Source organism: Streptomyces sp. NPDC048002 (assembly GCF_040653275.1).
Classification (GTDB): domain Bacteria; phylum Actinomycetota; class Actinomycetes; order Streptomycetales; family Streptomycetaceae; genus Streptomyces.
In genome coordinates this window covers 270,506-285,818 of record NZ_JBEZNL010000002.1, presented here as the reverse complement: position 1 = coordinate 285,818, position 15,313 = coordinate 270,506, and the positions used below count along the sequence as shown (strand labels likewise).

At 70.2% G+C, this 15,313-nt stretch carries 12 protein-coding genes and 1 tRNA gene; 3 read left to right on the top strand and 10 right to left on the bottom strand.

The annotated features are described in order from the left end of the window. Window positions 1–155: 155 nt before the first annotated feature. Window positions 156–1,523, bottom strand: coding sequence for a macro domain-containing protein (locus tag AB0E07_RS04215; protein ID WP_362246214.1), 1,368 nt, complete (start codon window positions 1,521–1,523; stop codon window positions 156–158). A 247-nt stretch (window positions 1,524–1,770) separates the two neighbouring features. Between AB0E07_RS04215 and AB0E07_RS04210 the strand changes: the two genes are divergently transcribed. Continuing rightward, window positions 1,771–2,634 (top strand): macro domain-containing protein, encoded by an 864-nt coding sequence (locus AB0E07_RS04210; RefSeq protein WP_362246212.1) that lies wholly within the window; start codon window positions 1,771–1,773, stop codon window positions 2,632–2,634. 118 nt (window positions 2,635–2,752) lie between these two features. Here the strand turns inward: AB0E07_RS04210 and AB0E07_RS04205 are convergent, their stop codons facing one another. Genes AB0E07_RS04205 through AB0E07_RS04195 form a run of 3 tightly spaced genes read right to left on the bottom strand, consistent with a single transcriptional unit; the run spans window position 2,753 to window position 5,921 of the window. After that, on the bottom strand, window positions 2,753–3,445 hold the full coding sequence (locus AB0E07_RS04205) for a nucleotide-binding protein (protein ID WP_362246210.1): 693 nt from the start codon (window positions 3,443–3,445) through the stop codon (window positions 2,753–2,755). 20 nt (window positions 3,446–3,465) lie between these two features. Further along, window positions 3,466–5,094: a hypothetical protein gene (locus AB0E07_RS04200; protein WP_362246208.1), complete on the bottom strand. Its 1,629-nt coding sequence runs from the start codon at window positions 5,092–5,094 to the stop codon at window positions 3,466–3,468. 56 nt (window positions 5,095–5,150) lie between these two features. After that, entirely contained in the window at window positions 5,151–5,921 is a 771-nt protein-coding gene (locus AB0E07_RS04195; RefSeq protein ID WP_362246206.1) for a hypothetical protein, read from the bottom strand. 345 nt (window positions 5,922–6,266) lie between these two features. Here AB0E07_RS04195 and AB0E07_RS04190 point away from each other — a divergent pair, with 345 nt between their 5' ends. Next, on the top strand, window positions 6,267–7,886 hold the full coding sequence (locus tag AB0E07_RS04190; protein ID WP_362246204.1) for a PH domain-containing protein: 1,620 nt from the start codon (window positions 6,267–6,269) through the stop codon (window positions 7,884–7,886). A gap of 265 nt (window positions 7,887–8,151) precedes the next feature. Here AB0E07_RS04190 and AB0E07_RS04185 read toward each other — a convergent pair. Beyond that, a tRNA-Arg gene (locus tag AB0E07_RS04185) sits at window positions 8,152–8,224 on the bottom strand. A gap of 1,129 nt (window positions 8,225–9,353) precedes the next feature. Between AB0E07_RS04185 and AB0E07_RS04180 the strand changes: the two genes are divergently transcribed. Beyond that, on the top strand, window positions 9,354–9,617 hold the full coding sequence (locus AB0E07_RS04180; RefSeq protein WP_362246202.1) for a hypothetical protein: 264 nt from the start codon (window positions 9,354–9,356) through the stop codon (window positions 9,615–9,617). Between the two features lie 121 nt (window positions 9,618–9,738). On the opposite strand, the gene AB0E07_RS04175 is transcribed toward AB0E07_RS04180, so the two are convergent. From AB0E07_RS04175 to AB0E07_RS04155, 5 genes are all read right to left on the bottom strand, one after another. After that, entirely contained in the window at window positions 9,739–11,361 is a 1,623-nt protein-coding gene (locus tag AB0E07_RS04175) for an ATP-binding cassette domain-containing protein (protein WP_362246200.1), read from the bottom strand. Between the two features lie 27 nt (window positions 11,362–11,388). Further along, entirely contained in the window at window positions 11,389–12,561 is a 1,173-nt protein-coding gene (locus AB0E07_RS04170) for a malic enzyme-like NAD(P)-binding protein (RefSeq protein ID WP_362246198.1), read from the bottom strand. Further along, a complete protein-coding gene (locus AB0E07_RS04165) occupies window positions 12,558–13,895 on the bottom strand; it encodes a peptide ligase PGM1-related protein (RefSeq protein WP_362246196.1) in 1,338 nt (445 codons plus the stop codon). Before AB0E07_RS04165 ends, AB0E07_RS04170 begins: the two co-directional genes overlap by 4 nt. Before the next feature lie 23 nt (window positions 13,896–13,918). Further along, window positions 13,919–14,431, bottom strand: coding sequence for a LuxR C-terminal-related transcriptional regulator (locus tag AB0E07_RS04160; protein ID WP_362246194.1), 513 nt, complete (start codon window positions 14,429–14,431; stop codon window positions 13,919–13,921). A gap of 61 nt (window positions 14,432–14,492) precedes the next feature. After that, window positions 14,493–15,254 (bottom strand): alpha/beta fold hydrolase, encoded by a 762-nt coding sequence (locus AB0E07_RS04155; protein ID WP_362246192.1) that lies wholly within the window; start codon window positions 15,252–15,254, stop codon window positions 14,493–14,495. Window positions 15,255–15,313: the final 59 nt, after the last annotated feature.

The window sequence follows — 15,313 nt, the reverse complement described above, 5'->3', positions numbered from 1 at the left end:
CGGTACCGGCGGAAGCGCGCGGGGTGGTCTCGTGGTGGTGGTGAGGCCGGGCGGGGCAGCGCGTGGAGGACGGCGGGGGTACGCCGCGAAGGGGGAGCTGGAGAATGCGGATCAAGCCGTCGGCCCCGGGGGCACGACTCCGTCACCGCACGGCCTCACCTTGGCCCTCGCTCGGCGCCGCGCGCGTCGAGGACCAGGTCCTGGAAGCGCTGCTCCACCGGGGTCAGATCGGTGCGGGCCAGTTCCTGCGGCCGGATCACGATCCGGAGTTCGGGCGTCAGGGCGGGGTGGCGGCGGCAGGCGTCGATGAAGGAGTCCACGATCAGGGCGAGCAACTGGCCCCGGTCCAGCTCGGTGACGCGGGCCAGCCCGGAACCGATCAGCGGGACGGCGACCGGCTTGAACAGTCCGTACACGGCCACGGAAGCCCACAGGTTCTCCAGGCTCAGCCGCAGCTCGCGGTCGCTGGAGCGGGCCACCAGATCGTTGCCGAGCTGCGAGTAGGCGGTGGCGAACACCCGGCGACCGTCGATGGGCACCGCCACCGTGGTCCCCACCGGGTAACGCACGCGCCGGCCCAGGGGTTTGGACCGTGCGGTCTCCGTACCCGCCGCGTTCAGCTTGCGCAGCCCCGCTCTCAGCTTCTCGTCGAGCAGACGCCGCTGCCCGGCGAACACCCGGTCCACGAGCTGGCTCTGCACGCTCTCCCGGCTGATCACGAGGTCCTCGGCCATCTCGGTGTCGAAGGTGTCGCAGAACCCGACCACCAGGTTGCAGTCGCTCTGGTCGAACAAGTCGCCGCGCACCAGCACCACGTCCGCGCGCTGGCCCGGCAACGGCACCCGGTGCCGCAGCAGTTCGGCCCCGTGCCGGGCGCGCAGCTCGGCCCGCAGGGTGTCGAGGACGCGCGCGGCCTCGACGTCGTCCGGGCGTTCGTGCACGATCAGCTCGGCCACCGGCAGCGCGAGTTCGGGACGTCCCAGGTCCGTCTGGGCCCGGACGAGTTCCCGCCGGGCGGTCTCCAGGAGGACCGTCAGACGGCGGACGAAGGGCATCGCGAAACCCTCACCGTCCACCTCGGCCAGCGGCCGGCCGCGCACCATGGACAGCGCCTCGGCCAGCTGGTGCGCGGCGGTGGCCGGCGGCGCGAGCAGCGCCTCGTTCACCATGGCGGTGAAACGCGCGCAGTCCAGTTCGTCGGGGCCCAGCACGAGACGGTAGGCGGTCTCCGGTCCGTGCACGGTGACCTGCTGCTCGGTCCGCAGGAGCGTCGTCACGGTGCCGTCCTGGCCGGGGGCCAGGGCCCGACGCAGTTCCAGCACCCGTTTCTGGACCTCGTTGCGGTTGCGCTGGTCCAGATGGCGGGGCTCGTCGGCGAGTCCCCACACGTCGCGGCGCAGTTGGCGTACCGGCACCGCCTCGCCCGCGGCCGCCACCAGGCGGACCAGCAGCCGTACCGTCAGCGGTGTCAGCCGTACCGGCAGCCCGTCGACCTCCAGCTGAACCGGGCCCAGTACCTTCACTCGAACACGCGCTCGCGCACCGACCATCCCCGTCGCCCCCCGGCGGTTCTGCGTCACTCTGAGTCATGTTTCAGTGACGGGCAGATTATCACCGGTGGATGGGTCAGCCATGTGTTCGGGTGATTCCGGCGCCCTGAACCCGCTGAACCCGGTACCATCCCCGGACTCCTTCCGGCCGGGGCCCCGCCCCGAACCCCCGGTCGGCCCAAGGCGCTTGCCGGGCCGCCGTTCCCGGCCCGTGCGCTCCTTGCGGCTGCCGCGTGGCATCCGCCGGGCCCGGCAGGTGGTCGTGCGTGACACCATGGTCGCCTTCGGCGGGCTGTCCGCCGTGCTCCAGGTCGCCGGGCCCTTCGTGCCGCACCTCGGGTCCGGCGCGGTCGTCGGACTGTCGGTGGCGGCCTGCCTGGGCTGGGGGCTGTTCAGGGCCCGCCCGGTGAACCGGGTCCAGCAGGTCTTCCGACGGCCCGACGTGACGGTGGTCGTCGAGGCGGGCGATGTGTTCGACCAGGCGGCCCATGTCGTCGTCGGGTTCTGCGACACCTTCGACACCCTGTCGGCCGACGGCAGGGTCATCAACGGCGACAGCGTGCAGGCGCAACTGCTGGACCGGGTGTACGGCGGCGACCTGGCCCGGCTGGACGGGGAACTGACCGCGGCGCTCGCCTCGGTCGAGCCGGTCGCGAGCGAGGAAAGGGCGGCCAAGCCGCTCGGCAAGCTCGACCGCTACCCGATCGGCACGGTGGCCGTCCTCGGCACTCGCCCCCGCCTCGTGTTCGGCGTGGCCTACAGCCGGATCAGCAACGACTACGTGGCCGCGTCCGGTGTGGAGGACCTGTGGCAGGGTCTGGGCGCGCTGTGGGACGCCCTGCGCACCCATGCCCAACTGGACACGGTGGCCATGCCGTTGGTGGGCTCGGGCCTGGCGAGGCTCGGTTTCCTCGACCGTGACAGCCTCCTGCGGCTGGTGCTCGTGTCCTTCGTGGCCCGCTCCCGGGAGAGCGCGATCTGCCGTGAACTGCGCCTGGTACTCAGGCCCGAGGAGCTGGAAGGCGTCGACCTGCGCGAACTCGCCGCGTTCCTGGAGGCGCTGGCATCCGACCCGGACCGCTGAGAAATGATGCCGGCGCCCCCCCGGCTGCCGGTGGACGGCGAAGGGTGCGCACACGCCTGAGGCGCTGCGCACCCATCGCCGTGGCATCCGTCAGGGCATTCTGCAGTAGGCCGCCAGGTCAGGGAACCCTGCGGTAGGCCGCCAGGTCGGCGAAGTACGAGAGGTCACGCCAGTCCGGGCGGGTGTCGTCGAGGTCGCACTCGGCTCCCTTGAGCCGCTCGACGATCTTCGCGACGGCGGTCTCGGAGCCGTCGAAGTGGATCACGTTGCGACCCCCGAGATCCGCGGCCGGCCGCACCTGGCCGACCTGCACGATGATCGTCCGCTCCGGGTAGGCCATCAGCGCCATCCCGAGTTCGATCAGCACGTTCTGGCGGGGCTGACCGGTCAACTGGCGCTCGTAGGACGGCTCCTGGGCGCCCCGCAGCTGCGGGTGGAGCATCGCGGCATCGTCCGGGGTGAGCAGCACGAGGGCCGCCTGCGCCTGCGACAGCGCCTTCTCGATGACCTCGCCGAGGAACGGCGCGGTCCCTCCGGTGGCCCGGACCAGCCGCTCCCACTCCAGCGGGCGCAGGTCGAGCCGGCGCAGCAGGCCGAACATCGCCGTGCGGACCTCCTCGTCGCGACCGTGCACGACGAAGACGCTCCGGCTGCGGCCGTAGTCCGCGCGGGCCCGAGCCGCACGCTCCGCCTCCTCCTCGGCGGACGGCTGAGGGGGTGGCGGAGCGTTGTGGACGTTGTACCCGAAGCCACTGTTGCTGCCACCGAGGATGTTCTGGTTCCGGTCGCCGAAGGTCTGGCCCTGACTCATGGCCCCGCCCCTGCCTTTCGTCACGCCCCGCTGCCCGCGGGACGGTAGTTGTAGCCGAAGTCGCTGTTCTGGCCGCCGAAGACGTTCTGGCTGTTGTCGCCCAGCAGGATGTTGGTCTGGGCGCGGTCGTGCTCGGCGAGGTCCACGTCGTGCTCGTCGAGGAACCTGCGGATGTTCTCCAGCAGCCGGCGTTCCACGATCTCCGTGTACTTGTTCGCGTCACAGCTCTGGAAGAAGTGGTGGTGGTCCAGGCTGGTGCCCATCTCCCGGACACTGGCCAGGGCGCCGCAGTTGAGGGAGTCGTTGACGTAGCGGCCGAGCCGGAACTCGCTGCTGTCCACGGTCTCGTCGGCGATCAACTGCTCGATCCACGCGTTCCGGGCCCTTCTGGCCCGCCAGGGCCGACTCAGCCGGACCGCCCACGACGGCAGGAACCGACTGGGGATCAGCAACAGCGGCAGCAGCAGGGGCAGCAACAACCAGCGCCCCAGCGCCATGAACATGTCCCAGGCCACCCGCGCCGCCAGCCGCCAGTCGACCGCGCTGGGCAGCTGGTCCACCAGGTGGAAGTCCGCCGCGATCGGCTTGAGCACGTAGGTGTAGAACTCGGTGTGCAGGGTGTTGCCCTTGATGTCGAAGCCGACGAAGATCGAGGTCACCACCTCCTCGTTCCACGAGCCGACCCGCACGCAGAGGTACTCGCGCGCCGCGTCGTAGTCCTCCCGCCAGTGGATGCCGACCGGGTCGCCCTTACTGGCCGGGTCGCCCTTGCCGGCCGGGTCGCCCTTGCCGGGCAGCGCGGACCAGCCGGAGCCGCTGGGGCGGTCGTTGACGCGGATCGCGGTGGCGAAGCTGCGCAGTTCCACGGTCAGTCCGTCGATCCGTTCGCGGCGTCGCGCCTCGTCGCGCAGATCGGCGGCCATCCGGGCGGCGACCTCTCCGGTGATCTCGCGCACGGTGAACGGGACGACCTGCCGGCGCTCCACGGTGTCGAGGTCGGGCGGTGAGCCGTCCTCGCTCTTGCGCGCCATGATCCGGGTCTTCGGCGCGCCGAGCAGCAACTGGGCGTTCGACCACTCGCGCAGCATCTCGCCCGCGCCGACGAAGGGCCGGTAACCGCCGTAGAAGACCATTCCGTTGCGGCTGGTCTGCTCGTTGTCGATCTTGTCAGCGAGTTCGTCCGTCAGTTGCGCGTGGGAGGGGCAGGAACCGTCGAAGCCGCCGTCCGGGCCGCTCTCGCGCAGCCGTGTCATCAGGGTGTGCAGGGTGACGATCCGGCGCAGATAGGCCGCCGCCCACAGCACCCAGCACAGCAGGATGTTGCCCAGGGCCTCGCCGAGCACCCCGTTGTTCATCAGCAGCAGGACGACGGTCGCCGCGCCGGCGGCCGCCGCCCACTGGATGCGCCGCAGCCGGCGCGCGGCGAGGGCGTGGGCGAGGACGGCCACGGTGTCGTAGCCGTAGGAGGGCGGGACGACCCGGAAGCGCTTCTTCAGCAGTTCCCGGATGACCGCGCGCCGGTAGCCGGGATGGAGGTAGGTCCCCGCCGACAGCAGCCGGGTGGCTCTGGTGCGCGCGTACGCGCGCTGCTGAGGCGGTCTCTGCGGCACCGGGCCGGGCGGATGGGAGGCGAGTGTTTCTGTGGCCATGGTGGTTCAGCGCTCCGCTCGTGCGGGCACACCCCTGCGGGCACGCCCGGTCGGTGTCAGTCGGTCTGCGTGCCCTTGCCATCGGTGATCACACCGTCGCGGACGGTGTAGGTGACGTCGTACGAGTCGGTCGTACCGTCGGTCTGAAGCGCCTCGATGGTCAGCCGTACGTCGTTGCCCGTCTCCGAGACGATGCTGACCGTGTCCTGCTCGGTGGTGGCATAGCCCTCGACGAACTCGTCGTAGTCGGAGGCGAGGTTCTTGCCGCCGAGGTCCCAGGCGGTCTTGTAGTCACGGGAGTTGATGGCCGCGAAGTAGGCGAGGACGACATCGCGCGGGGTGTCGGCGAGGCTGTCCGCGGGGTCGGGGTAGCCGTCGTCCCCTGAGCCGTCGGAGGCGGTCGCATCCGGTGTGCCGCTGTCGTCGAACGGCCCGCCGGGCGCCGTCGTCGGTTCCTCGGCCCCGTAGCTGGGCTCGTCGGCCGCGTCGCCGAAACCGGAGCCCAGGGAGCCCGATCCGTAGGGGGCGGAACCGAAGGGGTCGGAACCGAAGGGGTCCGAGCTGAACGCGCCGGACCCCGACGACCCCGACGACCCCGAGGACCCGGACGCCCCGGAGGACCCGGACGAGGCGGCGCTGTCGTCCAGGCCGCCGAACAGGGCCAGCGCCACGGCGAGCAGCAGGGGAGTGGCGATGACCACGAGCCCCCAGGTGCGGGCGGGTCCCCTGGGAGGGACCAGCCCAGGGGCCCGGTAGGAGAGCGGAGCGGAAGGGGCGGGCGGTGGGTCGGGAGGCCCGGCCGGCGGTGTCGGCCCTGGGACGGTCATGGGGTTCTCCAGAAGTCACGCGGTGCGGCGCGCCGCCCGTACGGGATAGGTGCGTACGGACGGACCCGGCGCGGGGCGCCCCGTGAACAGCGGCGCGCAGACGAGCGGTTGACGCCTCCGATGCGACCAGCGTCAGCGCTTCCGTGGCCAGAACCGATCTGCTTCCGATCCGCTTCCGACCCGCTTCGCGACCCTTCCTTGTACGCGTGCGCTCCGCTCCTCGTACGCGCGCGCTCCGCTCCTCCGCGCTCCTCGCGACGGGCCCGACCCGGCAGCGTCGCAGGCCGGGAAACTGCCGTGCACCGCACAAGCGGGCGCAACCCTGCCGATGGCACGATCCCGACCATGAGCGGTGTCCGGGAAGTGATCTGTCGTCCCCATCTGAAGCGCCCCGTGTGGCGGTTCGTCGTCCTCGCGGCGGCCGGGGCGAGCCTGGCCGGGACGGGTCTGGCCGTGGTGCGCGTCGCGTACGGGGACGGGCCGGCGGACGTGTGGGCCTATGTGGGCCTGCTCGTCGCGCTGCTGGGCGTCGCGTGCCTGCACGGGGCCGTCGTCCAAGTGAGCGCCGACGCGTACGGAGTGCACTCCCGCACGCTGCTGCGCCGCCGGAGCGTGCCGTGGCACGACATCGCCGACCTGCGCGTGTACGTGCAGTACGGGCGCCACAGCGAGGAGATCCACCGTGTCGAGGTGGTGCTGCGCGGCGGACCCACGCGCCGCCTGCCCCTGCCGGCCGGCGTGTCCTCGGACGACCGGCCGGACTTCGACGCCAAGCTGGACGCTCTCCGCGCGCTGCACCGCTTGTACGGCACCCCGGAGTCGAGCCACGTCGCCGTCATCTCGAAGCGCACCGCCGGTCGCGGCACGGCCGTGCCGCTGACCCTGTGCGTGCTGCTGCTGGCGGGCGCCGGTCTGGCCGCCTGGTTCGTGCCGGCCGCGGAGTCGGTGAACCACGCGTGGACGTCGGCTGTCCCGTGCACCGCCGAGGCGCCCGCCGCGGAAGGGTCGGTGTCCCCCGTGCCCGAGCGAAGCCGAGAGCCTGACGGGGAGTGCCTGACCACCCTGTCGGCCGTGATCACGCGGGCCGAGGTCGGCGAGGGGAAGCAGCGCAGCTGGCTGTACTTCGCCGAGAGCCGGCCGCTGGAGCGGCTCTCGGTCTCGCAGGAGGGCGCCCGGGGATTCCGGCCCGGAGACCGCGTCGAACTCACCGTCTGGCGCGGCGAGGTGAGGCAGGTCACCGGCGAGCACCACGTCTGGCGCGAACACTTCCCCAGTGGCGGAGAGGTCGCCGTCATCGCGGCGGGGTGCGCCCTGGCCGCGGGCTACCCCGGCTCCTTGGTACTGCTGCGCCGACGCGGTCGTCGGCTGCCCGCTGACGAGGTCCTGCCGTCGGCGCTCCCGTTCGCGGGCGCGCTCGCCGCTACGGCCCTGTGGCTGCTGCCGCTCTGCTACGTCCACCCCACGACCCCGCCGACCTCTCCCGGGGCCCTCACCTGGGCGGTCGCGGGCTCCCTGGCCACGCTGATCCTGTTCACCTGGGCCTGGCGCGCGACTCGCATCCGTACGCCCCACAAGGCCGCGGCGCCCCGAACTCCCCCGGAGCCCTTCGACGAGGACGAGGACGAGGAGGTCTTCCTGACCGCCCGCTTCCTGGAGTCCACCGACTTCAACCCGAACAACTTCGGCACCCACATCGTCCTCGGCGGCGGCCCGCCCGCCGTCACACCCCACCCCGGCCCGGGCCGGTTCGCGGCGAAGCGGATCCCGGTGGAGCGCCTCACCGTCAAGGATGTACGGCGCCCCCGCGGCGGCGACGGTGACGGCGTGCCCAGAAGCTGGCAGATCGCCGAACTCGACGACGCGGGCCGATCGGTCCGCCTTACGGCAGCCCCGGCCGACCTGGCCCGCATCATCCGGGCGCTGAGCCCGGCGAGGATGCCCGCTCCGCCCCCCGGATCAGCGTGATCCGGCGCGGACGGGCCGTCGTCCACGCCGGCTGCGGCAAGCGGGCCCGGTTATGCGCTCTCGCAGACCTGTCCCTCGACGCATCGGCGCCGGACGCGCCGACTGGAGCGCGGGACCGGCGTCTGAAGCGAACGTCACACGCCCCGGAGATCAACTCCCCGACCGCTCACGCACCGCTCACGCAAACGGCCCCGGACGAGGAGTCCGAGGCCGAGCAGGAGCCCTCCCTGGGGGAGAAATCCCAGGTCAGGGCAGGAACGCGTTGTGCCCCCGGCAGGATTCGAACCTGCGACACCCGCTTTAGGAGAGCGGTGCTCTATCCCCTGAGCTACGAAGGCGGGGGCTTGTAAAAAACCTTGTCGAAAATCCAGGCTGTGGATCTTCGACGTGGAGCACAAGCCCGCTGGTCAGACGTGGTGCGACCCGCTCTACAGTGCAGCTTGAGCAGACAATGTGGTGTACCAACGACTGGCCAAGGACACTCTAGCGGATGTGTGCCAGTCAGAGTCGTCGGTATCGGAGACCTGATCTGTAACAGCACCTCTGGCCTGCTGTTTCGCCAGCTGCTGGCGGATGATCGGGGACACCCAGAGGACATGGTTCGAGGGCGATAGGACCGTTGTGCTCTCCGTGTCGGGTTGCCGTGGGCGTCGGGCGCCAACTCTCGCGCTGTCTTGTGGGCCGAGATGCCGAGCAGGCGCAGGCTGCGGTAGCAGTGTGCCGCTTCAGTGATCCACCGATGCCGGTGCTGCCGAAAAAGTGGCTTGGTCATCCTCTACAGTCCCGGCGTGTCGAGTACCCCGGTGCGGCTATTGCCGTTGTCGTCTTGCTGTTCCAACGGTCGTCGGGGACGAACTGCGAGCTTGCCGACCGGATGGAGGTCAAGGCGCGCACCGTGCGATGGGACGTGCCCGGCTGCGCACCTCGGCTTCGGCTGCAGGGGCGTATCCGATCTAGGGCCGGGGGTGGCTACCGCATGGCGCCGGGCAGCGCCTTCCCGCCGCTGAACCTCGAAGACGAAGCTCTGGCCATGGCGGTTGCGTTGCGGGAAACAGTCCTGCGGGGCTTGCTGAGGGCAACCAGGCGGCGCTGTCCGCATTGTTCAAGCTGCAGCGGATCTTGCTGCGCCGGGTGGCCAACTGGCTCAGCGCGTTTGCCGACGCCGTCGTGCGCGCACCGCGGGGGCCCGGCGATCGGTGTCGTCCGAAGTCCTTCTGGAACTGGCCGATGCCTGCCGTCACAGCCACCGCCTCAGGATGGTGTACTCCGACCGCGCGGGGCGCCGTATCAGCCGTGCGGCACCTACCGGCTCGTCCGGACCCGAAACCGTTGGTACCTGGTCGGCCTTCCCCGTAGACCGAGTCGTCGAAGCGCGGCCCAACGGGCAGCCGGTCCGAATCGAGAATCCACCGGATGCCGCGCGCATGGTGGCCGACGTGCTGACCGGTAACTACCCCCTACGCGAACGTGGAGCTGCCGCTGCCATTGGAGGAGGCAAACCGGCCGGTCCCGCCCGGGGTGGGCCGCCACGGGAACACCGGTCCCGACACCACCCGCGTTACCCTTGGCGGTACTGACCTGGACGAGCTCGCGACCCGCCTGCTTGCACTGGCCGTCCAGCTCAGCGTGGTGGCGCCCGACAAGCTGGGGGTACGACTGCGCCAGCACCTCGACGCCCTCACCTCCTACGATGGCTTGACGCATCAACAAAGCGGCCACAAGGCGGGGTAACCGGACGGGGATGCTCGCAGTTGCCAGCTCACATGACACCAGTTTTCCTATGCCGTAGGCCAACCTACGTACGCAAGCACTGCGGTGCGGCCCCGTCTTCTGCGTCGCGGCCGCGTAGGGGTTACAGCAACTCAGAGTCACCCAACTGGAAACCGTCGGCTTCGAGTTGCCACCAACGCGTGAGGCCGATGTCGCGCAGGAAGGAACGATCGTGACTCACGACGACTAGCGCTCCCTGGTAGCTGGAGAGTGCCTGGATGAGCTCGTCGATGCTGGGCAGGTCCAGGTTGTTGGTGGGTTCGTCCAGCATCAGGAGCTGGGGTGCCGGTTCGGCCACGAGGAGTGCAGCCAGGGTTGCCCGGAAGCGTTCCCCGCCGGACAGGTCCGCCACAAGACGGTCCGCCGTCCGGCCCTTGAAGAGCAGCCGGGCCAGCCGGGCGCGTATCTCGTTGTCCGTCGAGTGCGGGGCGAACCGCGCCACGTTCTCGATGATGGATGAGCTCTCGTCGAGCAGGCCGAGCCGCTGCGGAAGGTAGCGCGACGGCACGTGCACCTCGACGCGCCCGTCCGCTGGCGGTATCTCCCCGGCGAGCGTCCGCAGGAGCGTCGTCTTGCCGGCGCCGTTGCATCCGGTGAGCGCGATGCGCTCCGGCCCATGCACCCGGATGTCCCCCAGGTATGTACCGGTGCGCAGACGCACGGTGTGGAGGGAGAGGACGGCGCGTTCGGCGGGGACGACGGTGCCGGGCAGGTCCGTGCGCATGACAGCGGCGTCCCGCACCCGGTCCTGCGCGTCGGAGAGCCGCTCCCGCGCCGTTGCCAGGCGTTCTTCGTGGGCCCCCTGGCGCTTGCCGGCCGATACCTGTGCGGCACGCTTCTTGTACTGGGCCGTCCCCTTGTCGAACTTGTTCCGGGCGGACTGGGTCTTGCCGTACCGGGCGCTGCGGGCCTGACGCGTCTGCGCGTCGGCCAGCGCTCGCCGCTCCCGGGACACCTCGCCCTGTGCGTTGCGCACGGAGCGGGCCGCCGCCTCCTGCTCGGCGCTGACGTATGCCTCGTACGCGTCGAGATTTCCCCCGAAGGTGCGCAGGCCGTCGGAGGTCAGCTCGGCGATGTGGTCCACCCGCGTGAGCAGCTCCCTGTCGTGGCTGACGGTGGCCACGATCCCTCTGTGGCGCGCCAGTGCCTCGTACAGGTAGGCACGGGCACGGCCGTCCAGGTTGTTCGTGGGTTCATCCAGCAGGAGGACGTCGGGACGTTCCAGGAGCAGCGCGGTGAGCCGGAGCAGCACCATCTCGCCGCCCGACATCTCGCCCACGACGCGCTCGAGGCCGATGTGAGCCAGGCCGAGCTGGGCGAGTGCGGCCCGAGCGCGCTCCTCCACGTCCCAGTCGTCACCCACCGCGGTGAAGTGCTCCTCACGGACATCACCGGATTCGATGGCCCGTACGGCGGCCCGGACGTGGGCGATCCCCAGGACTTCGTCCACGCGCAGCGACGGTTCCACCGAGAAGTCCTGCGGAAGGTAGCCGATCCTTCCGTTGACGCGGACGGTCCCTGTGTCGGGAGTCCGCAGCCCCACGACGGTTTGCAAGAGCGTGGACTTCCCGCTGCCGTTGAATCCGATGAGTCCGGTGTGGCCGTGACCGGCGGTCCAGGAGATTTCCTTCAGTAGCGAGGTGCCGTCGGGAAGAGAGACGGAGACATCGGTGCATACGACGGATGCGCTGGTGGGCGTGGACAAGGCTGCCTCCGTGAGAAGTTGTCGTGGTCACACCCGCCCGGCAGCCCGGACGACCGCACGGGCCACGGCCGGCGCCAGACGGGGGTCCAGAGGGTGCGGCACGATTCGATCCGCTGTGATGGAGTCCTCGACGATGCCGGCGATCGCATCCGCCGCGGCGAGCTTCATCTCCGTGGTGATGAACCGGACGCCGGCGTCGAGCACGCCGCGGAAGATGCCGGGTGAAGCGAGGGTGTTGATGATCTGATTGGGGTGGTCGCTCCCCCCGGTGCCCACGACCGCGGCATACTGGGCCGCCAGGCCCGGATCGACCTCGGGCACTGGGCTGGACAGCGCGAAGACGATCGGATCGGGTGCCATCGTGGCGATCAGGGAGTCTGGGACGGTCGCCGCGCACAGACCGATGACGACATCGGCGTCGCGGAGGGCCACCGCCGCTCCACCCCGCAGGCCCCGGGGGTTGGTACGGGCGGCCAGTGCCGCCTTGACCGGATTCAGTCCGCCGCGGCCGTCGAACAGGATGCCGCGGGAATCGAGCACGGTGACGTCGTGGACACCAGCGGCCAGCAGGAGGTCCGCGGTGGCGGAGCCCGCGGCACCGGCGCCGAGTACCACGATCCTGCTTGTGTCGATTCGCCGTCCGAGCAGCGTGCACGCGCCGCGCAGACCGGCCAGGACGGCCACCGCCGTCCCGTGCTGGTCGTCGTGGAGCACGGGGCAGTCCAGCGCGGCTCGGAGTCGTTGCTCCAGCTCGAAGCAGAGGGGCGCGGCGACGTCCTCGAGGCAGACGGCGCCGAACGACGGGCGGAGCCGCATGAGGACGTCGACCATCTCGTCGACGTCCGACGAGTCGAGGACCAGGGGGATGGCGTTCAGCCCGGCGAAATGCTTGAAGAGGGCGGCCTTCCCCTCCATGACCGGCAGGGCGGCGGCGGGACCCACGTCGCCCAGGCCGAGCACGGCGGAGCCGTTGGTCACGATGGCGACGAGCCGGCTCGCCCAGGTGTAGCGGGCGGCGAGCGAGGGGTCCTCAGCGATGGCCCGGCTGACCGCCGCCACCCCCGGGGTGTAGGCGACGGAGAGGTTCTCCGAGGTGTCGAGCGGGAGAGCGCATCCCGTCGAGAGCTTTCCCCCGATGTGTGCCGCGAATATCTCCGACTCCCGGAGCCGGACCGGTTCCCGCGCGTCGACGATGGTCATGCCGCCCTCCCGGTTTGTGCGAGGAGACCCGCCAGGGCACGCTCCAGTCGCTCCGCGTGCTCGGTGCTCTCGGCCGCGATGCAGTACTCGCCGTAGCCGTCGGATGCGCTGTTGTCCTCGACGGTGACGAGTACTCCGGTGCGGGACACGGGGTCGTAGGCCAGACCGCTGTCCGTCAGACGCTCAAGGATGGAGGGCGGGAAGGTGCATCGCCGCTGTTCCACGAGTACGCGCTCGTCGGGGAACATCGGGCCGACGATCCTTTCGCCGATGTGGTAGGCGTGCGTGGAGCCGCTGACCCGGCAGTTGAACTCGTTGATCAGGATCCGCCGACCGGGTGTCACGATGGCGTCGACGCTGACCGTGCCACGGTAGCCCATCGCGTGGATCGCGGAGCACAACGCGTGTGCCTCACCCAGGAAACCGTTGAAGCCGGTGAGCCCGGCCGCAGGCGCCGGCCAGATATGCCCGTTCAACACCGGCTCCATCCGCATGGCGCCGTGACCGGCGAGTTCAACGCCCCGTCCGGTGAGATGGAACTCCGAGCAGAGGGGCAGTGAGTCGGTGAAGTACCGCTCCACGACGACCGGGCTGCGGCCGGCGTCGGTCAGCCAGTACCAGCGTTCCGCGAAGTACTTGGACAGTTCCTCACGATCGGCTGCGACCACCGTTCGGAGGGCTCCCACGGGTTCGACCCCCGGTACAGGACTGACGACCTCATTGCCAAACCCGGCGACGTGGTAATCCTGCTTGAGAATGGCGGGCAGCCCCCGCGACAGCAGGTGCCCCCAGACGTACTCCTCCGCCTCGTCCTGTGAGGCGCACACCCGGCCCTCGGGGACGGAGACACCACAGCCGGCTGCGAGGGCGCGAAAGGCCGCCTTGCTGTTGAGCAGTTTCCCGCCCCCTTGGTCCAGAAAGCCGAAACCCGGTGTCAGGGTGTCCAGCCCCAGCAGCTTGGCCATAGAGGCGATGGTGGTGTCGAAGTGGAACGGGAAGATCTCCCGGATTCCATGCGCCGTGACGATCCGCTGCAACTCCTGCAGGAATTCTTCGTTCAGCAGCCGGTCACGGGAGAGCAACCCGGCTCCGTAACTCCCGGTCGGCGGGACGACGACCTCGACGGTCTCGCGGTCGATGTTCAAAAGCCCGGTGACGTAGTCGAGGAAACGCTCACTCGGCTGCACGGGGAGCACGAGAACATCGCCCTCCTGCAGGGACCAGGTCATGCGCTGGGCCTGGTTGCCGAGGTACTCGCGATACTCCGGGGAGAGTATCTGCAAGTCTCCGACCATTTCCTCGGTCCGCTGGTTGCTGACGATCAGCTTGGCCATGAGGGGAGACTCTCCATTCGGTCCTAGACGAGGTTCAAACCGAGTGCGACGCGCGTGAGTTCGGCCTTGTTTCCCACACCGAACTTCGTCCGCACCCGCTTGACATAGGTGTCGACCGTGTGACGGCTGATACCGACCCGCCGGGCCACCTGATCATGCGTCATTCCCGACGCGATGAACTGGAGCACCTCCTGCTCCCGCGGGGACAGCGGAGCCACCCAGCCGTGGTCCGCCGCCTGCGTGTGAGGTGCCGGGGCGGCCCGCCGACCGGTCACCCGGCGAAGCACCTCCTCGGGCTGGGCGTCGGCGCTCAGAGGGACGATCTCCGGCCCGTGGTGTCCGCCGGCCCGGACAGCCGGGGACGACGGCGCGCGTTCGAGGAGTTCCTCCTCGACGATCAGGATGTCGATGTCCTCCAGGTTCCCCGGCAGCTCGTGGTCCGAGATGTGCACAACGTCGCACGAGGTGTGCACGGTCAAGAGGTGCTTCAGCCCCAGGATCACCAGGGGGTGCCGGTGGCAGATCGCGGTTCGCATGACGAAAGCATCCGGCCCCCGCTTCCCGATCGGGTCCCGCGCGGCTCCTGCGCCGGTCCGGTCACATCCTGTTCATCACCGACGACAGCACCCGTGAGGCCCACTTGGACAGGTAGAAGTGCCCGCCGGGGAATTGCTCGATCGTGACGGACCCGCTGAAGTGCTCGTCCCACGCGTGCAGGGCCTCGACCGTCACCGCGGGGTCGTCCGTCCCGCCGAACACGGCGGCGGCGCAGTCCAGAGGAGGCTCCGGAATGTGGCGGTAGCGGTCCAGCAGCGTGAAGTCGGCGCGGATGGCAGGCGTGATGAGCGGCCGCAGCTGATCTGATGCGGCGATCTGCGCCGGGATGCCGCCGAGCCGGCCCACTTCCGCGAGCAATTCCTCGTCGTCCAGGCCCTCCAGGGAGGGCAGACGCCGCTCACGGTCGGGCGAGCCGTAGCCTGACAGGGCGATCAGCTCGGGAGTTTCCCGGCCCTCGCGGCGCTGCTGCCGGGCGGTCTCGTAGGCGAGGACGGCACCCATGCTGTGGCCGAGGAAGACGTGCCGGCGTCCGCGTGCGTCCTCGGTGACCAGGCGAGCCGCGGCAGCGGCGAGATCGCCCATATGTCGGAACGGGGGGACGCCCAGCATGTCCTGCCTGCCGGGGAGCTGCAGCGCACGCAGACCGACCGTCGCCGGCAGGAGAGCGGTCCAGGGCTGGTAGAACGTCGCACTTCCGCCCGCGTAGGGAAAGCAGTAGAGGAGGATCTCGGGGTCACTGACGGATCCGTAGGCCCGCAGCTGAAGGCCCGGCCGGACGGTCGGCGTGACGTCAGTCGTCATGGCAGTCACAGAGGCCAGCGTCCCCCGTATCTCACCGCCGCGTCATGTCCCCTGAATCA